The organism is Arthrobacter sp. WCS2018Hpa-7 (assembly GCF_031843805.1).
GTDB lineage: Bacteria > Actinomycetota > Actinomycetes > Actinomycetales > Micrococcaceae > Arthrobacter.
On sequence record NZ_JAVTJB010000012.1, the window covers coordinates 75,179 to 98,302 of the forward strand.

The window sequence follows — 23,124 nt, forward strand, 5'->3', positions numbered from 1 at the left end:
CTGAACGATCAGGGCCAGCCGCCCCGCACATCATTCAAAAACCCCACAACGTCCCCCGCCACCCGCTCCGGGCACTCCCACAGCACCAAGTGGCCGGTCTCCTCATATATCTCCAACCGCGATCCCGGAATACGGCCGGCAAGCGTCTCCTGATGGTGCCGCGGAACCAGATGATCGTGGGCGCCCCAGAGAATCAAAGCAGGTGCGGAAATGGTGCCTGTTTCCGTCGGCGGCACCGCTTCGTAGTAGCCGCGCAGCGACTCCTTCCAAACGGATGCCGGCATGGCCAGCCCGTCCTGTACCCGGTCTTCAATGTATGAAGCAGGAACCGTGTGCAGCAGCCGATACCAGGACAACGACCCGCGCACCCACTCCTCTGAAATCGGATCAGTCAGCGACTCCATTTCGGCGGCGAACGCCGGCTTCCCGTGGAGGCTCAACGGTGCCCCAACCAAAATCAGCGATGCCACCAGTTCCGGATGCATCACCGCCAGTTGTTGGGCAACATATCCCCCGCTGGACGAACCCAGCACATGGGCATGGACAAGACCCAAGGCACCAAACAGAGCCACCACGTCCTCGGCTACCTCCACCAGCGAATAGCCGCCGGAAGGCTTCTCGGCAAGACCGTGTCCACGAAGATCCGGTGCCACAACAACCAAGTCCGGAACCGAGGCAATCAGCCGCTCGAAACTGCGCCAGGACTCACCCCAGGCGTGCAGCAAGAGTAAGGGCGAGCCGCCGTCGTCGACTGTTTGTTCAAGGCGACCTTGTACGAAACAGGGGACGCTGACACCCGTGCGCAAGGCGACAGTCCTGACCTCGGACTCCATAGGGCCAGCGTACGCTCAGAGCCCCCGCCGGACGAGGGCAAAGGGCACCCGGCGAACTACCAGCTAGCGAGGCTATGGTTGATGAGTCCCGCCTGATCCCCCATCAGGCGGGACACTTTCGTTTCAGCCGGCTCGCCTACCGTGTGCGGGCGGCCTCCCACTCCCGAAACCCGTCGGCGATCTCTGCTGCGTGCGTGTGATGGAGGTAGTGCTCGCCCGGCAGCGGCACCACGGTACCGTCGGCAACGCTCGCGGCCTGCCTCTGATGCAACCCCAACCACTCCGGAGTCTTCGTATTTTCCGACACCACGAACAGCAGCAGGGGCAGCTTCTCTCCGAAGCCGGTCCCCAGCGCGTGCTCGAAGTTGGTGCGGATGTGGGTCATCTCGTTGAGGTAAGTAGAGGAGATGGAGTTCCGCTGCGTCAGCATGTTCATCTGCTCCCGGGTGTGATCGGAGTAGGCGTCGCCATACCCGTCGCCGGCTGCGGCCACCAAGCGGAGAAGTCCCAGGCTCTTCGCAGCGGACAGGAGGCCGGTGGGGAACTGGGTGTCCATGCCGGGCTGCCCGGGGACACTCGAGTCAATGCCGACGAACGCAGTGACTTCTTCCGGATAACGGGCGGCGTACTCAATGCCGTAAATACCGGCGATGGAGTGCCCCATCAGGATGTACCTGTCAACGTCAAGCGCCTCCAGTGCCGAGTGGACCTCCGAAACGATATTCCCAGTGGTCCTCTCCCGCTCAGTTCCATCACTCAAGCCGTACCCGAACGGTTCCACCACAATCACGCGGTGGTCCTTGGCGAGGTTGTCTACCAACGGTTGAAAGTCGAGGAAAGGAGAAGACGTGCCGAATCCCGGCAAAAGGACAATGTCCTCCCCTTCGCCGTTGACCACGACGTTCATCAAGCCGCCCTCGACTTCCACCCTCTCCCCATACGACTCGATCCGGTGGCTTTCCGACTCGCTTGCCACCACGTTCACCACGGTTGTAGTGCCCAAACCCAGCGCCAGCACGGCACCTACTGCGCTGACAGCTATGAGCATTCTCCTCACAGACCTCTTCAAACCTGCCTCTCCCAAGGCGCACGATGCGCCCATACCTTCAGCCTCGTCCATGGCGGGGCTGCGCGCGTCACCCCTGAGTGGTCACCTGTGTACCGCGTTGGTGGTACGGGCGAATCGTCCTCAGGATGAAACGGCCCGGTTGCTGGCTCGCAATACTGGGAGGGTGCCGCCACATCGCCTTCCGGGAGTCACCACGCGCGTGAGCGACGTCATCGTGATCGCCGTCGTTGTGCTCTTTGCCGTCCTTCCGTTTCCCGACGACGTCTTCCGGGCACGCGGAGCACAGCTCCTGCTGGCGCTCCTGCCCGTCGCGGCAGTGCCGTTCCGCCGTCGTTGGCCGCTGGCAACACTCGGGGTCAGCCTTGCCTGCAGCGTGATCGTCGCAACTGCAGGCGTGCTGGCACCCAGCACTCTGATTGCCGCTGTGATCGCGGCCTATTCAGTGACGAGCAGGACGCGCCGTGTCACTGGGACGGTTGCTGTGGCTCTGGCCGCGCTGCTCGTGTTCCTCGTCAGCGCACTCCCGCTGGGGGATTTCTTTGACTCCCGGGCGCTGCAGTTCGTTGCCTTCATCGTTCTGGCCGGCGCCATGGGCGACGCCGCCAGATCGCGGCGTGAATACATCGCCGCCGTGACGGAACGGGCCGAACGCGCTGAGCGCGGTAAAGACGAAGAAGCACGACGGCGGGTGGCTGAGGAGCGCGTCCGCATCGCAAGGGACCTGCACGACGTTGTGGCCCACCAGATCTCAGTGATCAGCCTGAGCGCCGGCGTCGCATCCTCGTCCTTGGCGTCCCGGCCCGAACGGGCACAGGAGGCGCTGACCACTATCCGCAGTGCGTCGCGAACCGTGCTTGCGGACATTGGGTCGCTGATGTCCTTGCTACGCACCGAGGATACAGACCATGGGCGTGGCCTCCACCCCCAAGCAGGGTTGGCGCAGCTCGACGAGCTCATGGCACGCTTCAAACAGGCGGGACTGCAGGTGGAACTGCATCGGGAGCCAGGCATTCCAGCACTCTCACCGGCCAGTGACCACGTTGCGTATCTCGCTTTGCAGGAGGGACTCACCAACGCGCACAAGCACGGAGCTGGTGGGCAGGCCGCCGTCGTCATCTGCTCCAGCGAAGGCGACGTCATCCTGACAGTCACCAATCGCCTCCGTGCTGGCGGTGCGGGCGCCGTGCCCAGCGGACACGGGCTGCGCGGGCTGCGCGAACGGGTTGCCGCCGTACGGGGCACAGTGGAAACAACCAGTGTCGACGGTAAGTTCCAACTCATGGTCACTGTGCCGTCACGCGTCCCGACCCCGAGGGGAGCACTCCGATGATCAGCGTTTTGGTAGTCGACGACCAACCCCTGGTACGCCAAGCCGTGCGAGACATTCTGTCCGACAGCGGCGGTATCCGCGTGGTCGGCGAGGCCTCGAATGGCAGGGAAGCTGTCCGTGCCGCCGCCGAAGCAGCCCCCGACGTCGTTGTCATGGATATTCGGATGCCGGAAATGGACGGCATAGCGGCCACCTCCGAGATCATCGCCGGTCCATCCGCCGAGTCAGCGCGGGTGCTCATCCTCACCACCTTTGAGGAGGACGAATACATCCTGGCCGCACTCCGTGCCGGTGCCAGCGGATTCATTGGAAAGGGAGCGGAGCCGGAAGACATTGTGCGCGCAGTGAGGACCATCCATACGGGCGAATCGCTGCTCTCCCCCATTGCGACGCGGGCACTTATTGAACGGTTCGTGGAGCCCCTTCCACTGGCATCTGTGTGGGAAGACAGGAGCCTCTCACGCTTGACCGAGCGGGAGCGGGAAGTGCTGGTTCTGGTTGCCCGGGGACTGACAAATCAGGACATCGCGGCCCGCTTGGTCATTTCCCCACACACCGCAAAGACGCACGTTAACCGGATCATGACCAAAGTGGATGCCAGGGACCGGGCGCACCTGGTAATTCTGGCTTACGAATCGGGCCTGGTTTCCGCAGGGCTGTGAGCAGCGCAGGCAAAAGACGCAGGCAGCAAGCCAGCCGCCGTCGGCGCTTGGCTTTTCAGCCGCGCTATGCCTTATCGCCGCGGGGAACCGGCTGCGGCGGGACGGCAGGGTCCGACGCCGGGATACAGAACCTCAGCGCGTCGCCCCAAAATCCGTTGTTGATGCAATGCAGGGGCACCAGTTCGTCACCGACGTGAAGCGTGGGATTCCGCATGCGTTTAGACAAACTGAAGGTCAGTTCCACGGTGCCGTCAGGGGACTTGCAGCTGTAGGCGGCGTTCCACGGGCTCAAGTCTTCGCAGGTGTTGAGTTCCCTCGATACGCCGTCCCGGTCCACGTACTCCCAGGTCCTGTCCGCCTTCTCGCCGACCTGAATGACGGAGTTTGGAACGGACCGGGCATAGTCACGGGTAAACGGCCGCTCGTCGCAGCCCGCGGCTGTGAGCGTGAGCAACGCAAGCAGGGCGAAGCCTAATTTTGTTTCACGACGCATTCCGGTGTCCCCCATCAGCTGAACTCTGCCAAGCCTATCCACATGGTGGCTTGAAGGGCGCCTCGCCCGCGGGCGTCATGTCGGAGCCCATAAACTGTGAAACTGTATTTGCCACAACCTCGAGGAGCCCTGTGAACATCGACATTCCCTGGAACCGCGGCGAGTGGACCAACCAGCCGGCCGCCGTCGTCGAGCAGGCAGGTGACCTGCTGGTGACCGCAGCCGAAGGCAGCGACGCTTGGCGCGTCACGTCCTACGGATTTATCCACGACACCGAGCACGCGCTGCTTGCCCCTTTTCCCCAGGACAGCGCCGTGGAGGTTGAGTTCACCGCCGCGTTCTCCCAACAGTTCGACCAAGCGGGCATCTTCGTCCGCATCAGCGCCGAGCACTGGATTAAGGCGGGTGTGGAATTCGCCGACGGCGCCGCTCAGCTGGGCGCGGTGGTTACGGACCGCTTCTCTGACTGGTCCTTGGCACCGGTCCCGGACTGGAACGGCGGGCGGGTCCGGATGAGGGTCAGCCGCTCGGGCGATGCCCTCACCATTCGGGCGGCTTCAGGCGACAACGAACTCCAGCTGGTCCGGGTTGTGCCGTTGTCGCCCGATGCGGTGGCCGTCGCCGGGCCGTTCACCTGCGCACCAACACGGGCAGGGTTGACAGTACCCTTTCACTCCTGGCGGGCCACGCCAGCGGACAGCCAACTCCACTGATGCCGTCAGGGCGGAACCAGCTTGCGGGTCCCGTCGTTCATGAGATTATGGAGTTTCCTGCGGCCTGCCATTGAACAGTGCTGCAACTCAGTTGGCTCCAAAACAAGCCTGTGGGGGGCACATTACTGTGGAAGATACTGCGAGTCTTTGGCGCACTGACCCTGCGACGTTCCGCGACGTGGCGATCAGCCGCCAATCGGTGGAAGCTGCGCTGGCTGGCGAGTGCCCACCGGTGGAGCGCGTCCGGTACTTGGCGCTGCTGGGCCGGGACACTGAAGCCCTCGACGAAGGCTCCAAACTGCTGCCCCATACACCTGACCGCCGCGAGTTGTTGCTGATACTTGCCCAGGTCAATCAACGCCAGTACCGCTGGCACGACGCCGCCGTACTCCACGAAAAGGCCCTGCGAACGGTCCAGTCACCGGCGGAGGAGGCCTACGTTCGGCACCACATTGGCCGGCGTCTCTTCGACGAAGCCCGTTTCCGTTCCGCTGCCGATGAGTTCCAGTGGGCGGCGGACCTCTACCGGGTCGCCGGCCACCCTGAACTTGCCGAAGACAACCGCCAAGCCATGCGGCACGCCCTGCATGTGCACGGTGCCGAGCGAGCCGAAGGACGTTCTGCGTTCGACCTCTCCTGAACCCAACCGCGAGTCCCGCCGCTCGCGTCCCCCACCCAAATCCAGCCCTGACCCACAGCCAGCTTTAGCATCCGCCTGATGTAGCCTAGTAAGTAAGCTGACTATTTTGGAGAGCCTGGGGGCCTGAATGCCTGACATGGACCGATGGCCAACCAGCCGGCTGCTGTCCACGGCGGCACGGCTGGTGGAATTGGCCTGGAACGACAAGCTGCGCCCTCTGGGGTTGACGTATCCGGCCGTGCTGACGCTGGAAACCGTGGCGACGTCGGGACCTATCGCTCCGGGAAAGCTAGCCCAAAGCGTCCGCGTTCAAGCGCAAACCATGGGACCGCTGCTGACGAGGCTGGAATCCCGGGGGTTCATCCACCGACAACCCAATCGCTTCGACCGCCGCGGCCAATTGATATCGATTACCGACCTGGGTTTGGCGCTGCTGGAACAGTCCCACGATTTGGAGAGCACCGTACTGTCGGCCATCATGACGGACTCGGGAAATCTGCGCGAAGAGCTGCTGGCAATCGTGCGTCACTCAAACTTCAGTTGAGAGTTAGGCAGTCCCACGTAGACGGAAGTCTTCCTTCAGGGCAGTATGAAGTTATCCGCTGATGAAGTCCGGCGTCCCAAGGAGAAATTTATCTCCACCACCACACCGGGCCAGCCGCAGCTATGGTGACGCCCGGGCGAACAAAAGGACACCATGAGTGATCTTCGAATCGGCGACACCCTTCCAGTGGATCTCCTGAGTTTCAGGGCCACGGAATGCCTCGTATCAACAAGTGCTCCTGAAGCAGAACACGTCTGCGTCCTGGATGCAGGACATACCGGTCAACATCTGGCGGCAGGTGCAGACATGGTGGTTCGAGCCGTCTGGAACTAGCCCCTACGTACCGCAGAAGGTTCGGTAGGGTCCAAAGCTCTCCGGCGCCGGCGTGGCGTACTCTTCCAGGCCGGGACGTTCGTTCCACGGGTCAGATACAGCTGCGAGCAACCGCCCTGCCGGTCCCATGTCTCCCTCAGTTGCGGCAGCAAGCGCTTCCTCCACCAGGTGGTTGCGTGGAATATAGACCGGGTTGACCCTGTCCATGGCATCGGCGTCCGGCGCGAGTGCACGCCAACGCTCCAGCCAGGCATCAAACGCCACTAGGTCAAGAACGGTCCCGCGGGCGGGTTCAGCCTGCCCGCGGGCCGCCTTGCCGAGGCTGCGGAAGAACGAGGTGTAGTCCGCGCGGGCTTCTTGGACCAGCTGCAGCAGGTCATCCACCAAGGGCGACGCAACGTCGTCGTCCATTTCCTCCGGCAGCCCAAGTTTGGCTTTCATTCCGTTGAACCAGGCCGCGCTGTATTGCTGGCGGAATCCATTGAGCGCCTCAACGGCGAGGGCCACCGCCTGCTCCTCATCGTCGTGGATGAGCGGCGCGATCGACTCGGCGAAACGGGCCAAGTTCCACTCCGCAACCACCGGCTGGCTACGGTAGGCGTATCGTCCCATCTCATCAATGGAGCTGTACACGGCGCCCGGATCGAAGCCCTCCATGAAGGCGCAAGGACCATAATCGATGGTTTCGCCGGACACAGTCATGTTGTCCGTGTTCATGACACCATGCACAAACCCGACCAGCATCCACTGCGCCACAAGTGCCGCCTGGACTGAAATGACGCCCTTGAGAAGCGCCAGGTAGCGGTTGCTTTCACCGGCCGACGACGGGTGGTGGCGTTCGATCGCATGGTCAGCAAGCCGGCGAAGCAACTCCAGATCATCCGTGGCCCTGGCATATTGAAAACTGCCTACCCGCAAGTGGCTGCTGGCTACCCGCGTCAGGACCGCCCCCGGAAGGAGCGTCTCACGCTGAACCTGACGACCTGTCCCAACGACGGCAAGGCTCCTGGTAGTGGGTATGCGCAAGGCGTGCATCGCCTCACTGAGGATGTACTCCCGCAGCATCGGACCAACAGCCGCCCGGCCGTCCCCATTCCGTGCGAACGGCGTGCGCCCCGAACCCTTGAGGTGGACATCGCGGAGTTTCCCGTCAGCTCCGGCAACCTCGCCGAGCAGGAGCGCCCGCCCATCGCCAAGTCGCGGTGAATACCAACCGAACTGGTGGCCCGCGTAGGCCTGTGCCACAGGAGTTGCCTCTTCCGGGACCGCATTACCAATCAACACCCCAATACCCTCGGGGCTCCGGAGGAACCCAGGATCAAAACCCAGCTCCACGGCGAGTGGCTCGTTGAGTGCCAAGAGCTGCGGTTCGGCGGCCTCCTCCGCCCGCCAGGGAACAGCGAGCTCCGGGAAGTCCCGGGCGAAGTGCCCCTCGAAGGCGATGGTGGAACGCGCTATGTCACTCATCACTCAAGGATATAGATGCCCTTGCCTGCGCGAAATGACGGTCCGGTCCGGCTAGCATGTGAACCTCTGCCTGAGGCAGGAGATCCATTGGGGGCGGTTTCCGCCAAAAAGGTGAGGTAATACGTGGGTTCATTTGCGCCAGTGCGCCGTTTTTCAGCTTCAAGGCGTTGGGCCGTGGGGTGCGCAGCGGCATCCTTGCTCGGGTTCCTGGCCGCTATGGTCCTCTTGTTCAGCGGCGCCTACTCCCTACCGTGGACGGAACCCGTACACCTCATTCTGTCCCGATTCGTCGGCCCGCTCGCGGGGACGTTTTCCGGCGTCCTGCTGTTGCGTCTTGCCGGGCGGCTGACTGCTCGCGTCGCGTTGTTCACGGCGGTCGCCGCGGTGCCGGCATGGGCCTTGGCACTGACCGCAGCGGCAAGTTGGTCCGTGGGCTTCGACGAAGCTGATGCGGGCCAACGCCTCAGCTGGTTTGGATCATCGAGCCTACTTTTCATGATCCTGGGCTGGGTTGCCGGGACGGTCTGCCTTGCTGTTCCGCTGAACTCCCTGCTGGCTGGCCGGCGTTCCCTTCCCGTCCGTATAACGCAAGCCGTTCTGCTGGCCGCACCAGCCGCGCTCATACTCGGAGCCCTCATGATGATGCCCCCGATGCTGGGTGTATTGGGCGCGGTGGTGCTGCTTATCTCGGCCCTGCGGCAGGGGCGGCCCGTACCTCCGCCGGCCACGGCAACTTCACCCACAGTGGTTGCACCCAGCCGCGGTGTGGGCGGAGCGTCGCTGGTGTTGCTCCTGGCGGGGTTGGCGTGCGCCGTCTTTGCAGTCACGGGAAGTACGTGGGCCCCCGGAGTCACCAATTCCACCCATGCCATGAACCTCGGCTTGGCCTACGGCGCTTTCGCCGCTATCCCCTTGCTGGTTCTTGCCGGTAGGGTGCTTGCCCCGCGTCTCGGTCCCACTACGCCGTGGGCTGTCCTTCTGTCGTGTGCCGCCATGGCCGTTGAGGGGTTCGCGCAACTCCTTGGGGCGGGACATCCATCGCAGTGGCCTGCCACATTGGTTGCAGCAGCGCTCATGGGTTTCGCCATTGCGCTCCCGTTGGAGCGCTTGGTCAGTGGCGTCCGTTTGGCCCGCGTCGCGGTGGTCACTTTGGTGGGGCTGGCCGCTTCCACAGTCGGCATCCCACTGGTAGCGATGTCCGCTTTCCTGGCTCCGGTTGGGTCTGCCGTCCTGCTCATCCGGGCGTGGAGGTCCTGCAACGCCAGGCAATCGGGCGTCGGCAACGTCAGTGCATGAAACCGCTGCCGTCCCAGTCGCGGTCGTATTTACCGCACCGGGTACAGCGCCTGTAACGGCCGCTGCCATCCTCAGCTGACTCGATATGCCAGACGTGGTGGAGGTTCAATTTGCACATGATCATCTGGAGCATGGCTATCTCCGTTCAACGCACGCTTAACCCGCAAACTGCGTTCGATGCGTGTCCTCAAAGTTTAAGCCGCTGCTGCCTGCGGCAGTAGTGCTCTTTGTGGGTCAGCCCCGCATCGGTCCATCGAGCGAGGCGCTGTTGCTGCCCTGCGGCACCATGACGTGAACGGCGTTGCGCTGAACACTGAATTCCGTGGGAGTTACCGCCGCGATTTCGCCATCGAGGTTCACGGACATCGGCGGTTCCGTGACCAACCGGACTCTTCGGGTCGCCAGGTGGTGCACCCGATCGTGATCAATGAAGCTGCCGTCCTTGAGCAACCGTGCAATCTTGAAATGCTCTTTAAGCGGTGCCGCCAGGATCGCGTAAATATCCAGGGTGTGATCGTCGATCCCCGCCATCGGAGCAACCATGTTTCCGCCGCCGTAGTGCTTGCCGTTGCCCACTGCCACCTGAAGGACGTGCTCGAGGTCCATCGGCTCGTGATCGCCGTCCGGGAATTCCAGTCGTGCCCGGAAAGGTCGGTGCCGGGCGTAAGCCCGCACGGTGGCGATGCCGTAGGCCAAGGGTCCTATGTGCCGCTTCAGGCGAGGACTAAGAGCCTCCGTGACACCTACCGAAAGCCCCACGGACGCCACGTTGAGGAATGGCTCACCATTGGCCCGTCCAAGGTCGATGTCCACCACCTTCCCGTCCGCGATAACGGCGCAGGCCTCAGCGAGCCCGCTCGGTATCTCAAGTGTTCGGGCCAGATCATTGGCGGTACCCAACGGAAGGACGCCGAGTACGACGTCAGTCCCGGCAAGGAGTCCGGCGGCAGAGGTCACAGTGCCGTCACCACCACCCACAACCACCAGGTCATGTCCTTCTGACATCACTTGGCGCAGGGCCTGGAACAATCCCTCGCCCGACGTCACCGGATGAACGGAACGGACCGGCACGCCTGACTTCTTCATTGCGTCCACGGCCAGTTGGCTCGCTGCGGCCCCGCGACGTGATGCCGCATTAATCACCACGGCCGCTGAGCGCACTTGTTGGGAAGCCATCATGTGACCAATGCTAGGCCCAACTACCTTGGAGGAACCTGCGGCTACCCCTTGAAAACCGGCGCCCGCTTCTCTTGGAACGCCCGGAAGCCCTCGGCGTAGTCGTCGGTCTTGCACAGCCGTGCCTGCTCGGCGTTTTCCTCGGTCATGGAAGCCCAAAGGCCCAAGCGCTGATCGCGGATGTGGGCCACGAGTTCCTTGGACGCATTGAAGGCTTCAGTGGCGCCAACGGCCACGCGCGACACGATTTCCCGGGTCTCGTCCAGCAAAACATCGGCCGGCATCGCCCGGCTGAACATCCCCTGTGCCACGGCTTCGGCCCCGGAGATGAGATCGGCCGTGTAGATCAGGTCCAGCGTGCGGTGCATGCCCAAGCGCTCGGTGAAGTACCAGTGCCCACCCGAGTCCAACGTGGCCCCCAGCTTGGCAAAGGGTGAGCCGAACTTGGCGTTCTCCGCCACGTACACAACGTCGGTGGCCAACAACAGCCCCAACCCGACGCCCAGGCAAGCACCATGGGCGGCGGCAAACGTGGGTGCCGGGAAGGCCGCCATCTTCTTCAACAGCGGCTCCACGAGGCCGCCAAGGTAAGCCTGGGCGTCATCGGTTTCGGGAGTAACGGCAGCAATGTCACGGCCGGCGCAAAAGGCGCGACCCTCGCCGCGAAGGAGCAGCGCCCGCACCTCACCACGTGAGGCAGCGGCAGCGGCGTCGTCGTACGCTTTATCCAGTACGGCCAGCGCGTCCTCGTTGAGCGAGTTCAGCTTTTCGGGGGCATTGAGGACAATCTCGGCAATGCCGTTGGCAATGGAGAGCTCGATCATGGGACTCCTTAGACGTCGAAGTCGACGGTAACTTCTTCGCTGGTGGGGTGGGACTGGCAGGTGAGGACGTAGCCCTTATCCAGCTCGTCCTGTTCAAGGGCGTAGTTCTCATCCATGGTCACCGTACCGGTGATCAACTTGGCGCGGCAGGTGCCACAGACGCCACCGGCGCACGCGAACGGAACGTCCGGGCGGACACGCAAAGCGGCGTTGAGGATGGATTCGCGGGCATGGGTGGGACTGGCGACGTCGCCGGTCAGGCCATCCAGGGTGAAGGTGATCTTGTACGTATCCTGCGACTCGTCCTCCACAACCGGGCGGCCGGCGTTGCCCTCGGGGCGGTCCGGACGTCCAGTGGTGAACAGCTCGAAGCGAACGTGCTCAGGCTCAACGCCACGGGCAGCCAGAGTGTCGCGGCACAGCTGGACCAGTTCGAACGGGCCACACAGGAACCACTCGTCCACATCCTCGGCACGGATGGCACTGCTGAGCAGCGCCTGCAGCTTCTCGGAATCAATACGCCCGGTCATCAGCGGCGCGATCCGCTGCTCGCGGGACAATACGTGATGCAGGGCCAGGCGCGAAGGGTACTTGTCCTTCAGGTCAGCCAGCTCTTCAAGGAACATGACATCCATGGCAGCTTTGTTGGCGTAGACCAGGTCAAACGTGGTTTCCGGATTGGCCGCCAGCAGCGTGCGCGCAATCGCGATGACCGGGGTAATGCCGGAACCAGCGGCGATCGCCACGAAGTTGCCCGGCTCCCCCGCCAGCTCCTCCGGATGGTTCATGGAGTTCATGACGTTGTGCTGGACGGCCGAGCCGTCCTTGCCGTGCCGCGAAATGAACGCACCCTGCGGGCTCATCACGTCCAGGACGTCGCCGGCCTTCAGCTCGGCATTAGCCCATGTGGAGAAGAGGCCGCCCAGGTCCTTCTTGATGGCAACCCGGATCTCGCTGCTGCCGTCCTCGAAGCTGCGCGGCTCTGCGCAAATCGAGTAACTGCGGCGAACCTCGTGCGGCTCACCGTTCTCATCGGGCAGCGAGGTGCGCAAAGCCACGTACTGACCGGGAAGGTAGTCGTACTGCCCGGCCAGCTCGGCAGGAACACCGAACGAGACCTCAATGGCATCGTCCGTGAGGCGGCGGACTTCCGAGACGGTCAGGTTATGGAAAGACGCACGACGGCGGCTGGCTGTCTGGGTTTCGGTGGTCATGGAATTCCTTAGAGGACTTTGAAGTAGTCGAACGGTTCCTTGCAGTCCTGGCAGACGAACAATGCCTTGCAGGACGTGGAACCAAAGCGGGTGAGTTCCTTGGTGTTCAACGACGAACACTGCGGGCACTTCACGGCCAGGCTCAAGCGGACAGGACCGGAGTGGCCACCGGCAGCAGCCATGCCGCTGGGCGGGGCAATCCCGTATTCCTCCAGCTTGGCCTTGCCGGAATCCGTCATCCAGTCAGTGGTCCATGCCGGAGACAACACCAGGTTGATGCGCACGCTCGCGTAGCCCTCCTTCTGGAAGGCTGTCCGCAGGTCGTCACCAATGGCGTCCATCGCCGGGCAGCCCGAGTACGTGGGCGTGATGGTGACCTCGACGGCGGTCCTCGACGTGCCGTCGTCGTGCTGGTCTGTTGCCTGGGTTGAGGCGGATCCGTCGGCAGGAGTGACCCGCACGCCGCGCAGGATCCCCAAGTCCTCGATGGTAAGGACGGGGATCTCCGGATCGCAGACCGTGGACGCGATGTCCCAGGCCCGCTGCTCTTCAGTCCGTGACAGGGTAGTCATGGTGGTCACCAGCTCGCGCCCGGGTGTTCGCGGGCCAGGACCTGCATTTCCGCCAGAATGTAGCCAAGGAACTCGGAGTGCTTGCCGCGGCGACCGCCACCGAGGGACTGCGGGACCCCGGGGATTTCCAGCTCCGCTTCTGCCATGATGTCGCCGGTGAGGCGATCGAACCCAGCACGGAGGGTGGAGGGCTGAACGGCCACGCCGGCCTCCGCCAGTCGGGTGGTCAGCTCATCGTCCTCGAAGAGCTCGTCCACGTAGGGCCACACAAGCTTGAAGCCCTGGATGATGCGTTCGCGGGACTCGTCCGTGCCGCCAGCCAGGCGAAGCACCCACTGCGCGCTGTGGTCTCGGTGGTAATCCACTTCCTTCACGGCCTTCGCGGAAATGGCAGCGAGGGTGGCGTCCGTGGATTCCATGAGCTTGGTGTAGAGCTCGTACTGGTAGTAACTCACAATGAACTGCCGGGCGATGGTGGCCGCGAAGTCACCGTTGGGCTGCTCGAACAGGTGCGCGGAACGGAACTCGTGCTCGCGGCGGAAGTACGCCAGGTCATCCTCGGACTTGCCCCACGCGGCGCCGGCGTAGGTCAGGAACGAGCGTGCGTGGCCCAACTGGTCCAGCGCAATGTTGCCCAGTGCAATGTCTTCCTCGAGCTCAGGGGCACGGGAAATCCAGTGGCCCAGACGCTGGGCGAGGATCAGGCCGTCGTCACCGATGCGCAGGGCGAACTCTGCAACATCCTCGGTGGGCTTGACCTGCCCCCGGCTGATTTCGAGCGCGATGTCCTCCGGTCGCAGTGCATTGCCCGGCGTGATGCGGGTGGCACTGGCCGATCCGTCGCCGAAAGCGCCGGCTCCATGGACGCCGACGGAAATGTCGCCGTGGCCTTCGATGGCGAAGTCAGTATCTTTGGTAGTCACAGGTGCTTCACGCCTTCGCTCTTGGTGTAATACGTTGCGTGGCGGTAATCCTTGCCCTGCGGGGACTCGAAGAACGAGCCCTTGGAGTCAGGGTCGCTGGAGGAAATCGCCTCGGCCGGAACAACCCAGATGGAGACGCCTTCGTTGCGCCGCGTGTAGAGATCGCGGGCGTTCCGAAGGGCCATGGCCGCATCCGGGGCGTGCAAGGATCCGGCATGCACGTGGGACAGGCCGCGGCTGGAGCGCACAAAAACTTCCCACAAGGACCACGGTGATTCCTGGTGCTCCTCAGTGGTTGCCGCAACCTTGGGGGCTTCGCGGTTGATCTGGCTGGCTGCGCTGGCCGGTGCTTCCGGGTTACCGTGGGGGCTCATGCTGCGTTTTCCTTCTGTGCTTGCTTGCGGGCATAGGCCACTGCGGCTTCGCGAACCCAGGCACCATTTTCGTGTGCCTCACGGCGGCGCTCGACGCGCTGCGAGTTGCAGGGACCGCGGCCGGCCAGGACTTCCTTGAACTCATTCCAGTCCAGGGGTCCGTGCTCCCACTTCTTGGTTTCTTCGTTGAAACGGACGTCCTTGTCAGGAAGAGTCAGGCCGAGGACCCGGACCTGCTCCACCATCATGCCGACGAACCGGCTGCGCAACTCGTCATTGCTGAAGCGCTTGATGTTCCAGGCCATGGACTGCTTGGAGTTGGGTGAATCGTCATCCGGCGGGCCGAACATCATCAGCGACGGTGCATACCAGCGGTTCACTGCGTCCTGGGCCATCTGCTTCTGCGCAGGCGTGCCGTTGGCGAGTTCCAGCAGGATCTCGAAACCCTGGCGCTGGTGGAACGATTCTTCCTTGCAGATGCGCACCATTGCGCGACCATAAGGACCGTACGAGGCACGGCACAGGGGCACCTGGTTGCAGATGGCAGCACCATCAACAAGCCAGCCAATGGCTCCCATGTCTGCCCAGGAAATCGTGGGGTAGTTAAAGATGGATGAGTACCGGGCCTTGCCGGCAATCAGGTCTTCCATCATCTGGTCCCGGGACTGGCCCAGGGTCTCGGCGGCCGAGTACAGGTACAGGCCGTGGCCGGCCTCGTCCTGGACCTTGGCCATGAGGATGGACTTGCGCTTCAAGCTCGGTGCCCTGGTGATCCAGTTGGCTTCGGGCTGCATGCCGATGATTTCCGAGTGTGCGTGCTGCGAGATCTGGCGCAGCAAAGTCTTGCGGTAAGCCGCCGGCATCCAGTCGCGCGGTTCGATGCGCGAGTCCTCCGAAATGATGCGATCAAAATACGCCTGTCCGGCTGCCTCCCGCTCCTGCTCTTCCGGGGACAGCTCAGCGGGCACTGACTGCAGATTCTGCGATGCCATGGTTGCTCCTAATAAATTACCGACCGTTCGTTCAGAATATGCGGAGCGGGCGTTTTCAGTCAAGGTCCGGGTTCCTTTACCTCCACCTCATCTTCCGTTCACGGGCGCTGACAAGAGTGGACTGCATGACTGACCTCACACGCCGCACCCTCGTCACAACGTCCCTCGCCGGCCTGGCCCTGACCGGCTTTGCCACCAGCGCAGCTCCCGCCTCCGCCGCCCCTGGAGCAGCGGCACCGTCCGCCGTGCCGCTGGTCCGCAAACGACTGACGCTCCCCACCGGCATTGCAACGGGCGACGTCACCACCGACTCCGCCGTCCTCTGGTCCCGCGCTTCCGGACCCGGCCGGATCACCGCCCTGTTGCAGGCAGTGGACAACTCCGGCGAAATCCTGCGCGGCCGCTACGGTTTCAGCCGCACCATCCGCGGGCCCCTCGCCACCGAGGCCAGCGACTTCACGGCTAAAATCCACGCCACAGGGCTCCCGGCCGGCACCCGGTTCGCGCTGGAGTTGAACTTCGAGGACGAGAACGGTCTTGGCGAAGCAGTTCACGGCACCTTCAGCACAGCACCCGGAAAGCACGACGACGGTACTGAAGTCGCGCGCGGAGGCGGCAGGCCGTCGTCGTCCTCGCAGTCCTTTGTCTGGACAGGCGATACCGCCGGCCAAGGCTGGGGCATCAACGAGGACCTCGGCGGGATGCGCGGCTACAAGTCCATGCATGCCACCCGCCCGGACTTCTTCATCCACTCCGGGGACACCATCTACGCCGATGGACCCATCGCCGCCACCGTCACGGAAAAGGACGGCCAGGTGTGGAGGAACATCGTCACCGAGGAAGTCGCCAAAGTGGCCGAGACCCTCAAGGAATACCGCGGCCGCCACCGGTACAACTCCCTGGACGCCAACATGCGCGCCATGTTCGCCGACGTCCCCGTGATCGCGCAATGGGACGACCACGAGACCACCAACAACTGGTACCCCGGCGAAATCCTGGACGACCCCCGCTACACCGAACGGAACGTCAACGTCCTCGCCGCCCGGGGCCGCCAGGCGTGGCAGGAAAACATGCCGATCGCCGACGCCGCGGCGCTCTGGCGCCCGGGAAAGGTCGACGCCGGGCAGTACCAACCGGCGCGCATCTACAGGAAGATTTCCCGCGGTCCGCAACTGGACATCTTCTGCCTGGACATGCGGACCTTCAAATCGCCCAACACCGACGGCAAGGAACCCTACGCCACCAACATCCTGGGCCAGGAGCAAGTGGATTGGCTGATCAAAGAAGTCCGAAAATCGAAGGCGACCTGGAAAGTGATCGCCGCAGACCTGCCACTGGGCATCATCGTTCCCGACGGCGCCGTCAACCAGGAGAGCCTGGCCAACCGGGATCACGGCGCTCCCCTGGGCCGCGAGCTCGAGATCGCGGGCGTACTTTCGGCCTTCAAGAAATACGGCGTGAAGAACACCGTGTGGCTGACCGCCGACGTGCACTACTGCGCGGCGCATCACTACTCCCCCGAGCGGGCCTCCTTCACGGACTTCGACCCCTTCTGGGAGTTCGTGGCCGGGCCGATCAACGCCGGTTCGTTCGGTCCCAGCGAGATGGATGGGACGTTCGGGCCAGAGGTTCTGTTCGCCAAGGCCGGGCGCTTCCCGGGCGAGTCACCGCGCGATGGTGAGAACCAGTACTTCGGGCATGTGGACTTGGCCGCAGACGGCCTGTTCACCGTGAGCCTCCGTAACACAAATGGTGCGGTGCTGTATTCAAAGGCGCTGACTCCGGAGGGCTGAGCAGACTGAATCTTCCTCGACGGGGCCCCGGCCGAATTTCTCTTGACCGGGGCCCGATCGCATTATGCTCGTTCAATACTGCATTTGAATGAGAGCTGGCAGTGGGTTTGACTGTGCCAGACTTTTCAGCTCAAGCCGCTTGTTTTCTGCTTGATAGAATCAACGTTGCTGATGCCGACACCGAGGAACACATGACACTCCCAACAGAAACTGACAATTCACCTGAAGTGTCCCCTTCCGGACGTCGGAAAAGTGGCAAGAAAACTGCACGTAACGTATTGCTCGGTTTCGCCGCCGCGGTACTTGTGGTTGGCCTGGTTGCCGGCGCCTACATATTCAATCTGGCACAGACCTTCAACTCCGGGACTACCAAGATCGACGTTGCATTCCCGGACGAGTCCACCAGACCCCAGAAGTCCGAACCCGTCAACGGCACAGCTGCGATGAACATCCTGGTGATGGGCAGCGACACCCGGGGGTCATCCGAGGTGGATGTGGAAACCGATGCTTCCACGGATCAACGCGCTGACACCTTGATGCTGGTGCACATCCCTGCTGATCGAAAGAACGTCTACGCCGTGTCCCTGATGCGGGATCTCTGGGTTGATATCCCAGGGAAAGGTGAGTCCAAAATCAACGCAGCCCTGGCCTATGGCGGCGTCCCACTGATGGTTCAGACGGTGGAATCTCTCTTCCAACAACGCATCGACCACGTGGCAATGGTGGACTTCGAAGGCTTCAAGGGACTTACAGACGCCCTCGGTGGAGTGGAAATCGACGTCAAGATTCCCTTCTCGCCCAACTCCGGCCCCATGAAGGGGCACGTCTACGCAGCTGGCAAGCAGACCTTCAATGGCGACGAAGCACTCGCCTTTGTCCGCGAACGCAAATCCTTCAGCGACGGGGACTACCAGCGGGTGCGCAATCAGCAGGCCTACCTTAAAGCGATCATCAGCAAGACCATTGCCAAGGAGACCCTGACCAACCCGATCACGATCAACAACATGGTCTCCTCAGTGTCACCCTTCATCAGCGTGGACAAGAGCCTGGATGCGGCCGCGATCGGAAGCCTTGCCTTGGGAATGAAGGATATCCGGGCCTCCGACACCGTAATGTTCACCCTCCCGACGCTGGGAACGGGAACCTCTGCCGACGGTCAGTCCATTGTCGTAGCGGACACCACGGCAATCTCTGACATCGGAACAGCCTTGTCGAAGGACCAGCTGGGCGAGTACGTGACGGCGCACGGCCTCCAAAAGGGCAACTGAGCAGCCGAAGTTCACCGCGATCAGCACAGAAAGTACCATCAATTGCGCAAAATGGACTTTATCAGCAGCCTTGGAATGCGCAATTAGTATTAAAGTTTGCACACAATAGATCTTCCCAGCAGCCTTGCAATCCCTGCTTTGATGAAAATCACACATTGATCATCTGCCCTAATTTGAGATGCATCTAAAGTCCCTTTACGATTACCTTGAAACGTCAAGTCACATCGTCTGGTGTTACGGCGCTTTCATATTTTTACGCCCGTTGGGGCGTTGGGGGCATGGCTATGGGGGCTGGTTCGTGAGTAAAACTATTGTGTTGGGGTACGAGGCATCACGGATAACCTCAAGGCAACTTCGCGCTGCCACTCTGCAGTTCCTGAGCTGACCGCCATGACTACCTTTGTATCTGCCTCCCGCGACGTCGCTTTCGCTGCAGGTTCTACGTGGTTGCGCGCCCAGAGCATCAAGATGAGATTTCTTGATCTTGCCTGCGTTGTCATAGCTGTGGGTGGAGCCCATCTGCTGCGGTTCGGTACCGAAGATGTGACAGTTGCCGGCGGAGACACGGAACTCTCTTACTCAACACTCTCTGTTGTCCTCATCCTCACCTGGACAGCAGCACTGGAGTTCGGCGGCACGCGAGACCGCAAAGTTCTTGGCACCGGAACTGACGAGTACAAGCGGGTCGCCGTATCATCACTGTGGCTCTTCGGGTGTCTGGCAGTTGTCTCCTACGTCTTCCAACTCCAGACGGCACGTGGATATGTATCGGTAGCCCTCCCGCTGGGCGTCGCTCTGCTCCTGGCCGTCAGGTTGACCCAACGGCGGACGCTGCATCGGAGCAGGCTCAAGGGACGGAACCTTCACAGGGTGCTTCTGATTGGCGCCCCGAACAACGTCAACCACTTGTCGGACAAGCTGAATCAGCACATAGTGTCCGGCTACAAACCGGTTGCAGCCTTACTCACCGATTCAGCGTCGACGACTATAACCAACTTGCCCGTTCTTGGCGCCTCTCCCAGCGTGGACAAGGTCCTCGACTCCATCGGCGAGTCCGGAGCAGATACTGTGGCCGTCTGCGGAGGGGCGCACTTGGACCCAGCCTTCCTGCGCCAGCTGGGGTGGGCACTCTCCGCCCGTGACATCGGCATGATCGTAGCCCCTGCACTCACGGACATCTCTGGTCCCAGAATCCACATGCAGCCGGTCGCGGGACTTCCCCTGATTCATGTCACGACGCCGAAACTTAGTGGCGTGAAGGCGTTCGCCAAACGTGCCCTGGACGTCTGCCTTTCCTCGATGTTGCTTCTGATGCTGTCCGTACCGATGCTGGTGATAGCCGTCCTGGTCAAGCTGGACAGCCCCGGATCTGCTTTCTTCTTCCAAGAGCGGATCGGCAAAGGTGGCCAGTCATTCAAAATGATTAAGTTCCGCTCGATGCGTAACAATGCTGAAACCCTGCTGGAGGCTTTCCAAGCCCAGAGCCAGGACAGCGTCATCTTCTTCAAGATGAAGGACGATCCCCGGGTCACTCGTTTGGGCGCGTGGATCCGGCGTTACTCCATCGATGAGCTGCCACAACTCCTCAACGTCCTCAACGGCACCATGAGCCTTGTTGGACCCCGGCCGCAGGTGGCCCGCGAAGTGGAGATGTATGACTTCGCCTCCGTCAGGCGCCTGTTGGTCAAGCCGGGCATGACCGGGCTGTGGCAGGTAAGCGGTCGCAACGATCTTTCACTGGAAGAGTCGATCCGGCTGGATCTCTACTACGTGGAAAACTGGTCGTTGGCCCAGGACATCGTAATCCTCTTCCGGACTGCCAAGGCCGTGGTCGGGAAAGACGGCGCCTACTGACCCGGTGGTTCCCTCAACGACTGCTTCGACTCGACATCGTCAGCTGCCAGTAGGGCGAAGAAGGTCCAGATCGGCAGGAACGTCCATGACGACTGTGTGGAAACACCAAGGGCTGTGAAGACAGCCAGCATGCCCAGCAAGGATGCACTCCTGAAGTTCCGGCACATAAGGACAACAACCAGGAGTCCAAAGGCGATGAGAGCGACGTAGCCAAGTTCAGCTGCCACGTGGGCGTAGGCATTTTCCGCAATGGGACGCGTCTGGTCTGTGGAGTAAATCCAAGGCAACTGTCGGCCACTGACGTATTGATCAAAATATGCACCATAGCGTCCAGGTCCTACCCCAAAAATGGGATTGTCCGAACTCATGTCAAAGGAAATCTGAGACTTTACTCCACGCAGGTTCAATGATGTCGTGGCGTATTGGTAGTCGGGAGCGAACTCGGTAAAACCAATCTTTGCCAGTTGCCTGCCGAGGGTGGTCCTCAAGGTGTCCGAAAAAAGCAGTGCCAAAACCCCAACTAATGCCGCTGCGATCAACGGAACCACCACCTTGGAAAATTTGAGGATGACTATCATCGCAATTCCGATAGCAAGGCCTGCATACGCTGTGGTCGATTGTGAGTACAGAATCGACAGGGCCGCTACAATCGCAGCCAGGTAGCTTTTGTTGTACAGGGCCACCAGAATTGCAGCCCCGGCGTAGAAGCCCAGATGTTGCCCTTCAAGAAAGGGTCCTGAACGAAGGGTCTCCACTGTGTCATCGACGCCCAACGTCCGGAAGCCAAGGATGCCGATCACTTGGGTGTTTCCAGACAGAGCGGAGGCCCACTGCATCAGGACTGCCGCCCCGCAGAGCCAGATCGATGCGACGATTGCCTGCACGGTCATTTGTCGATCCACACGCCGGAGGACAGCCCAGTAACACAGCGCCAGGAGAGCGTATCCGCTGTACAGCAGGAGATCGGTTTCGTAGCCCCTGTCGTAGCCAACCGATCTGAGGCCACCACTGCCCGGGGTGAGGTTGACCAAGGCAGAGAAGACGGTCGCGATGGCAAGGGCGACCACTGCCACACCGGCGAGGTCTCGTTTTCTCCTCGTGGATCTCCGGCCGAGCACATACATGGCGACGCCCATGATCCCGAGAATTTCACTGATCTTGAGCGGGAAACCCACCGGGACAGTCAGCGCATACTGGAACGGCATGAAGATCACGCTGAGCAACATCAAGCGCTGGAACCACGGCCCCGTGGTCAGAATCTTCCCGAGAGTCTCAGGTTTGGCGCCCGGAAGCCCGGGAGGCTCTTGCGGTGGGGCGTCCATGCCCTGAGCCTTGGTGTCCATGCTCAAAGCTCCCACACCGTGACTGATCTGATTCCGCATACAATCGCCCCTGAATTTCTTCGGCCCCCACGACCGATCATCTGCACTGCATTCCAGCAAATTTCACTTGTTCCAAGCCCCTCCTACCAGCGGAAGAGCTTCGCAATCCGTCGGAACCTGGCGCCGATGAGACTTGGCGCGGAACGGCCCGCCCGGCCGTCGGAAGCTGCCAATACCTCGGCTTGGGGCCACACCGCCCGCCTGATGAAAAGCAGGCGTTCTTCGGCCGGAAGCGACCTGAAAATCATCCAATAGGCCCGCCACCATCCTTTGCTTTCCCGCCACTTCCAATTCAGGGGTACGTCATGATCAACCCGAAGTTTGGCCGTCGGGAAGGCGAGCCGAAGGGCGGACTCGAGGACGGCTGAAGCTTTCACGCTGTTGGCGAAATGCAGCACTTTTTCTCCCCCCAGCCTCAGCTTTTCAGCATGCTCCTCGGCCCCCACCGCTGTTTTCCCATGCCTTGCTTCCGGTCGGAGATCATGGAGGGCGAAGATGACTGCGTGTGCCGGGAGGTCGGGCGTCAGCATCGGTACCCCAGCGAACAGGGTGGCTTGAGAGCTTTCCATCACCTTGGCGAAAACGGCTGAGTCTTCATCCGCGCATCCGGGAATGTGGCGATGCACGTCCAGCTCACAGCCCCACGAACCAGGTTCAAGGGCCACCGAATGGTTGAAGGAGAGGCCGGACCATTGGTCAGTCCTTCCGTTCCATCCCCATGCTTCGAGTGCGGCGCAAAGGACCTCAAGATGTGTTGGATCAGCCCAAACATCCACATCACCGGAGTGCTCCCTCTCCCGCAGACCCTGGCGGTGGAGCATTGGACCCTTAATGGATATAGCGTCAACTCCGTGGTCACGGGCCACGCTGGCAACCAAGGCATAGACCATCTCATGGACCGGCGAGGACATCCACGGCACCCTGAGTTCGAGTATCCGTGCCGGATGTGAAAGGTCATCGGAAGCGATGCCCGCCGCCGCAAACTCGCGGACCAGGGACTGCTCGGCCTCATCGAGGTCGGCGTCCGGCACTGGACCATGCATGAGCTTCCGCCAGAGGACGGCTGGCATGCCGGCCAGCCCTATGGGTTCCGACGGCAGGGTTGCCAAGAGCATCAGTTCGACGTCCGTCTGGTTTTCGTGCCAGCCACGGAGGTCCAGTGCGCCATATGCGATTGCAACCCAGCTCGTCATTCGCCGCCCTCCCCTAGGACCCGTGTGAACGGCGTGGAACAGCTCGAGATTCCCGCACGCATCTGTAATTTTCCGTTCTGATAAATCTACCGCAATTCAAACCGACAGATTAATCAGGCCGCTTACGGTAAACAATCCGCACAAAGCCGGATATACCCAAGGATCGGTTATCCTTGACT

23 protein-coding genes are annotated in these 23,124 nt (G+C 61.9%); 10 read left to right on the forward strand and 13 right to left on the reverse strand.

What is annotated here, in order from left to right:
* Positions 1 to 8 precede the first annotated feature (8 nt).
* Both RQH14_RS14115 and RQH14_RS14120 read right to left on the reverse strand, forming a co-directional pair.
* The gene (locus RQH14_RS14115) at positions 9 to 833 is read right to left on the reverse strand and encodes an alpha/beta hydrolase (protein ID WP_311213812.1); all 825 of its coding nucleotides are present in this window, start codon (positions 831 to 833) and stop codon (positions 9 to 11) included.
* Positions 834 to 969: 136 nt separating this feature from the next.
* Positions 970 to 1,881: an alpha/beta hydrolase gene (locus RQH14_RS14120; RefSeq protein ID WP_311213813.1), complete on the reverse strand. Its 912-nt coding sequence runs from the start codon at positions 1,879 to 1,881 to the stop codon at positions 970 to 972.
* A gap of 220 nt (positions 1,882 to 2,101) precedes the next feature.
* Here RQH14_RS14120 and RQH14_RS14125 point away from each other — a divergent pair, with 220 nt between their 5' ends.
* Positions 2,102 to 3,232, forward strand: coding sequence for a histidine kinase (locus RQH14_RS14125; RefSeq protein ID WP_311213814.1), 1,131 nt, complete (start codon positions 2,102 to 2,104; stop codon positions 3,230 to 3,232).
* The gene (locus tag RQH14_RS14130) at positions 3,229 to 3,894 is read left to right on the forward strand and encodes a response regulator transcription factor (RefSeq protein WP_311213815.1); all 666 of its coding nucleotides are present in this window, start codon (positions 3,229 to 3,231) and stop codon (positions 3,892 to 3,894) included. The genes RQH14_RS14125 and RQH14_RS14130 overlap by 4 nt, the downstream gene beginning before the upstream one ends.
* Before the next feature lie 64 nt (positions 3,895 to 3,958).
* Here the strand turns inward: RQH14_RS14130 and RQH14_RS14135 are convergent, their stop codons facing one another.
* Positions 3,959 to 4,402: a hypothetical protein gene (locus RQH14_RS14135; protein WP_311213817.1), complete on the reverse strand. Its 444-nt coding sequence runs from the start codon at positions 4,400 to 4,402 to the stop codon at positions 3,959 to 3,961.
* A 116-nt stretch (positions 4,403 to 4,518) separates the two neighbouring features.
* Here RQH14_RS14135 and RQH14_RS14140 point away from each other — a divergent pair, with 116 nt between their 5' ends.
* The 4 genes from RQH14_RS14140 (at position 4,519) to RQH14_RS14155 (ending at position 6,617) form a co-directional block, all read left to right on the forward strand.
* Positions 4,519 to 5,100, forward strand: a complete 582-nt coding sequence (locus tag RQH14_RS14140) for a DUF1349 domain-containing protein (protein ID WP_311213818.1) — start codon at positions 4,519 to 4,521, stop codon at positions 5,098 to 5,100.
* 127 nt (positions 5,101 to 5,227) lie between these two features.
* A complete protein-coding gene (locus RQH14_RS14145; RefSeq protein WP_311213819.1) occupies positions 5,228 to 5,740 on the forward strand; it encodes a hypothetical protein in 513 nt (170 codons plus the stop codon).
* A 136-nt stretch (positions 5,741 to 5,876) separates the two neighbouring features.
* A complete protein-coding gene (locus RQH14_RS14150) occupies positions 5,877 to 6,284 on the forward strand; it encodes a MarR family transcriptional regulator (protein WP_311213820.1) in 408 nt (135 codons plus the stop codon).
* A 153-nt stretch (positions 6,285 to 6,437) separates the two neighbouring features.
* The gene (locus RQH14_RS14155) at positions 6,438 to 6,617 is read left to right on the forward strand and encodes a hypothetical protein (RefSeq protein ID WP_311213821.1); all 180 of its coding nucleotides are present in this window, start codon (positions 6,438 to 6,440) and stop codon (positions 6,615 to 6,617) included.
* Between the two features lie 3 nt (positions 6,618 to 6,620).
* On the opposite strand, the gene RQH14_RS14160 is transcribed toward RQH14_RS14155, so the two are convergent.
* Entirely contained in the window at positions 6,621 to 8,084 is a 1,464-nt protein-coding gene (locus RQH14_RS14160; protein WP_311213822.1) for a protein adenylyltransferase SelO family protein, read from the reverse strand.
* A gap of 174 nt (positions 8,085 to 8,258) precedes the next feature.
* On the opposite strand from RQH14_RS14160, the gene RQH14_RS14165 reads away from it, so the two are divergent.
* Entirely contained in the window at positions 8,259 to 9,380 is a 1,122-nt protein-coding gene (locus RQH14_RS14165) for a hypothetical protein (protein ID WP_311213823.1), read from the forward strand.
* A 234-nt stretch (positions 9,381 to 9,614) separates the two neighbouring features.
* Here RQH14_RS14165 and RQH14_RS14170 read toward each other — a convergent pair whose 3' ends face one another.
* Genes RQH14_RS14170 through paaA form a run of 7 tightly spaced genes read right to left on the reverse strand, consistent with a single transcriptional unit; the run spans position 9,615 to position 15,455 of the window.
* On the reverse strand, positions 9,615 to 10,559 hold the full coding sequence (locus tag RQH14_RS14170; RefSeq protein ID WP_311213824.1) for a lipid kinase: 945 nt from the start codon (positions 10,557 to 10,559) through the stop codon (positions 9,615 to 9,617).
* A gap of 41 nt (positions 10,560 to 10,600) precedes the next feature.
* Positions 10,601 to 11,380 carry an enoyl-CoA hydratase-related protein gene (locus RQH14_RS14175; protein ID WP_311213825.1) on the reverse strand — a complete coding sequence of 260 codons (780 nt, stop codon included), beginning with the start codon at positions 11,378 to 11,380 and terminating at the stop codon, positions 10,601 to 10,603.
* An 8-nt stretch (positions 11,381 to 11,388) separates the two neighbouring features.
* The gene (paaE, locus tag RQH14_RS14180; protein WP_311213826.1) at positions 11,389 to 12,594 is read right to left on the reverse strand and encodes a 1,2-phenylacetyl-CoA epoxidase subunit PaaE; all 1,206 of its coding nucleotides are present in this window, start codon (positions 12,592 to 12,594) and stop codon (positions 11,389 to 11,391) included.
* A gap of 8 nt (positions 12,595 to 12,602) precedes the next feature.
* Positions 12,603 to 13,166: a 1,2-phenylacetyl-CoA epoxidase subunit PaaD gene (gene paaD, locus RQH14_RS14185; protein WP_311213827.1), complete on the reverse strand. Its 564-nt coding sequence runs from the start codon at positions 13,164 to 13,166 to the stop codon at positions 12,603 to 12,605.
* 5 nt (positions 13,167 to 13,171) lie between these two features.
* Entirely contained in the window at positions 13,172 to 14,089 is a 918-nt protein-coding gene (paaC, locus tag RQH14_RS14190; protein ID WP_311213828.1) for a 1,2-phenylacetyl-CoA epoxidase subunit PaaC, read from the reverse strand.
* Positions 14,086 to 14,463, reverse strand: a complete 378-nt coding sequence (gene paaB / locus RQH14_RS14195) for a 1,2-phenylacetyl-CoA epoxidase subunit PaaB (RefSeq protein WP_311213829.1) — start codon at positions 14,461 to 14,463, stop codon at positions 14,086 to 14,088. The genes paaC and paaB overlap by 4 nt, the downstream gene beginning before the upstream one ends.
* A complete protein-coding gene (gene paaA, locus RQH14_RS14200; RefSeq protein ID WP_311213830.1) occupies positions 14,460 to 15,455 on the reverse strand; it encodes a 1,2-phenylacetyl-CoA epoxidase subunit PaaA in 996 nt (331 codons plus the stop codon). Before paaA ends, paaB begins: the two co-directional genes overlap by 4 nt.
* Positions 15,456 to 15,580: 125 nt before the next feature.
* Between paaA and RQH14_RS14205 the strand changes: the two genes are divergently transcribed.
* The 3 genes from RQH14_RS14205 to RQH14_RS14215 all read left to right on the forward strand — a co-directional run bounded on the left by RQH14_RS14205 (position 15,581) and on the right by RQH14_RS14215 (position 20,370).
* Positions 15,581 to 17,248 carry an alkaline phosphatase D family protein gene (locus RQH14_RS14205; RefSeq protein WP_311213831.1) on the forward strand — a complete coding sequence of 556 codons (1,668 nt, stop codon included), beginning with the start codon at positions 15,581 to 15,583 and terminating at the stop codon, positions 17,246 to 17,248.
* A 191-nt stretch (positions 17,249 to 17,439) separates the two neighbouring features.
* Entirely contained in the window at positions 17,440 to 18,516 is a 1,077-nt protein-coding gene (locus tag RQH14_RS14210; RefSeq protein ID WP_311213832.1) for an LCP family protein, read from the forward strand.
* A gap of 390 nt (positions 18,517 to 18,906) precedes the next feature.
* Positions 18,907 to 20,370 (forward strand): sugar transferase, encoded by a 1,464-nt coding sequence (locus tag RQH14_RS14215; RefSeq protein WP_311213833.1) that lies wholly within the window; start codon positions 18,907 to 18,909, stop codon positions 20,368 to 20,370.
* On the opposite strand, the gene RQH14_RS14220 is transcribed toward RQH14_RS14215, so the two are convergent.
* Together RQH14_RS14220 and RQH14_RS14225 are read right to left on the reverse strand one after the other, a co-directional pair.
* The gene (locus tag RQH14_RS14220; protein WP_311213834.1) at positions 20,364 to 21,713 is read right to left on the reverse strand and encodes an O-antigen ligase family protein; all 1,350 of its coding nucleotides are present in this window, start codon (positions 21,711 to 21,713) and stop codon (positions 20,364 to 20,366) included. The two genes, RQH14_RS14215 and RQH14_RS14220, sit on opposite strands and share 7 nt — an antisense overlap.
* 122 nt (positions 21,714 to 21,835) lie before the next feature.
* A complete protein-coding gene (locus RQH14_RS14225) occupies positions 21,836 to 22,945 on the reverse strand; it encodes a hypothetical protein (protein WP_311213835.1) in 1,110 nt (369 codons plus the stop codon).
* Positions 22,946 to 23,124 lie beyond the last annotated feature (179 nt).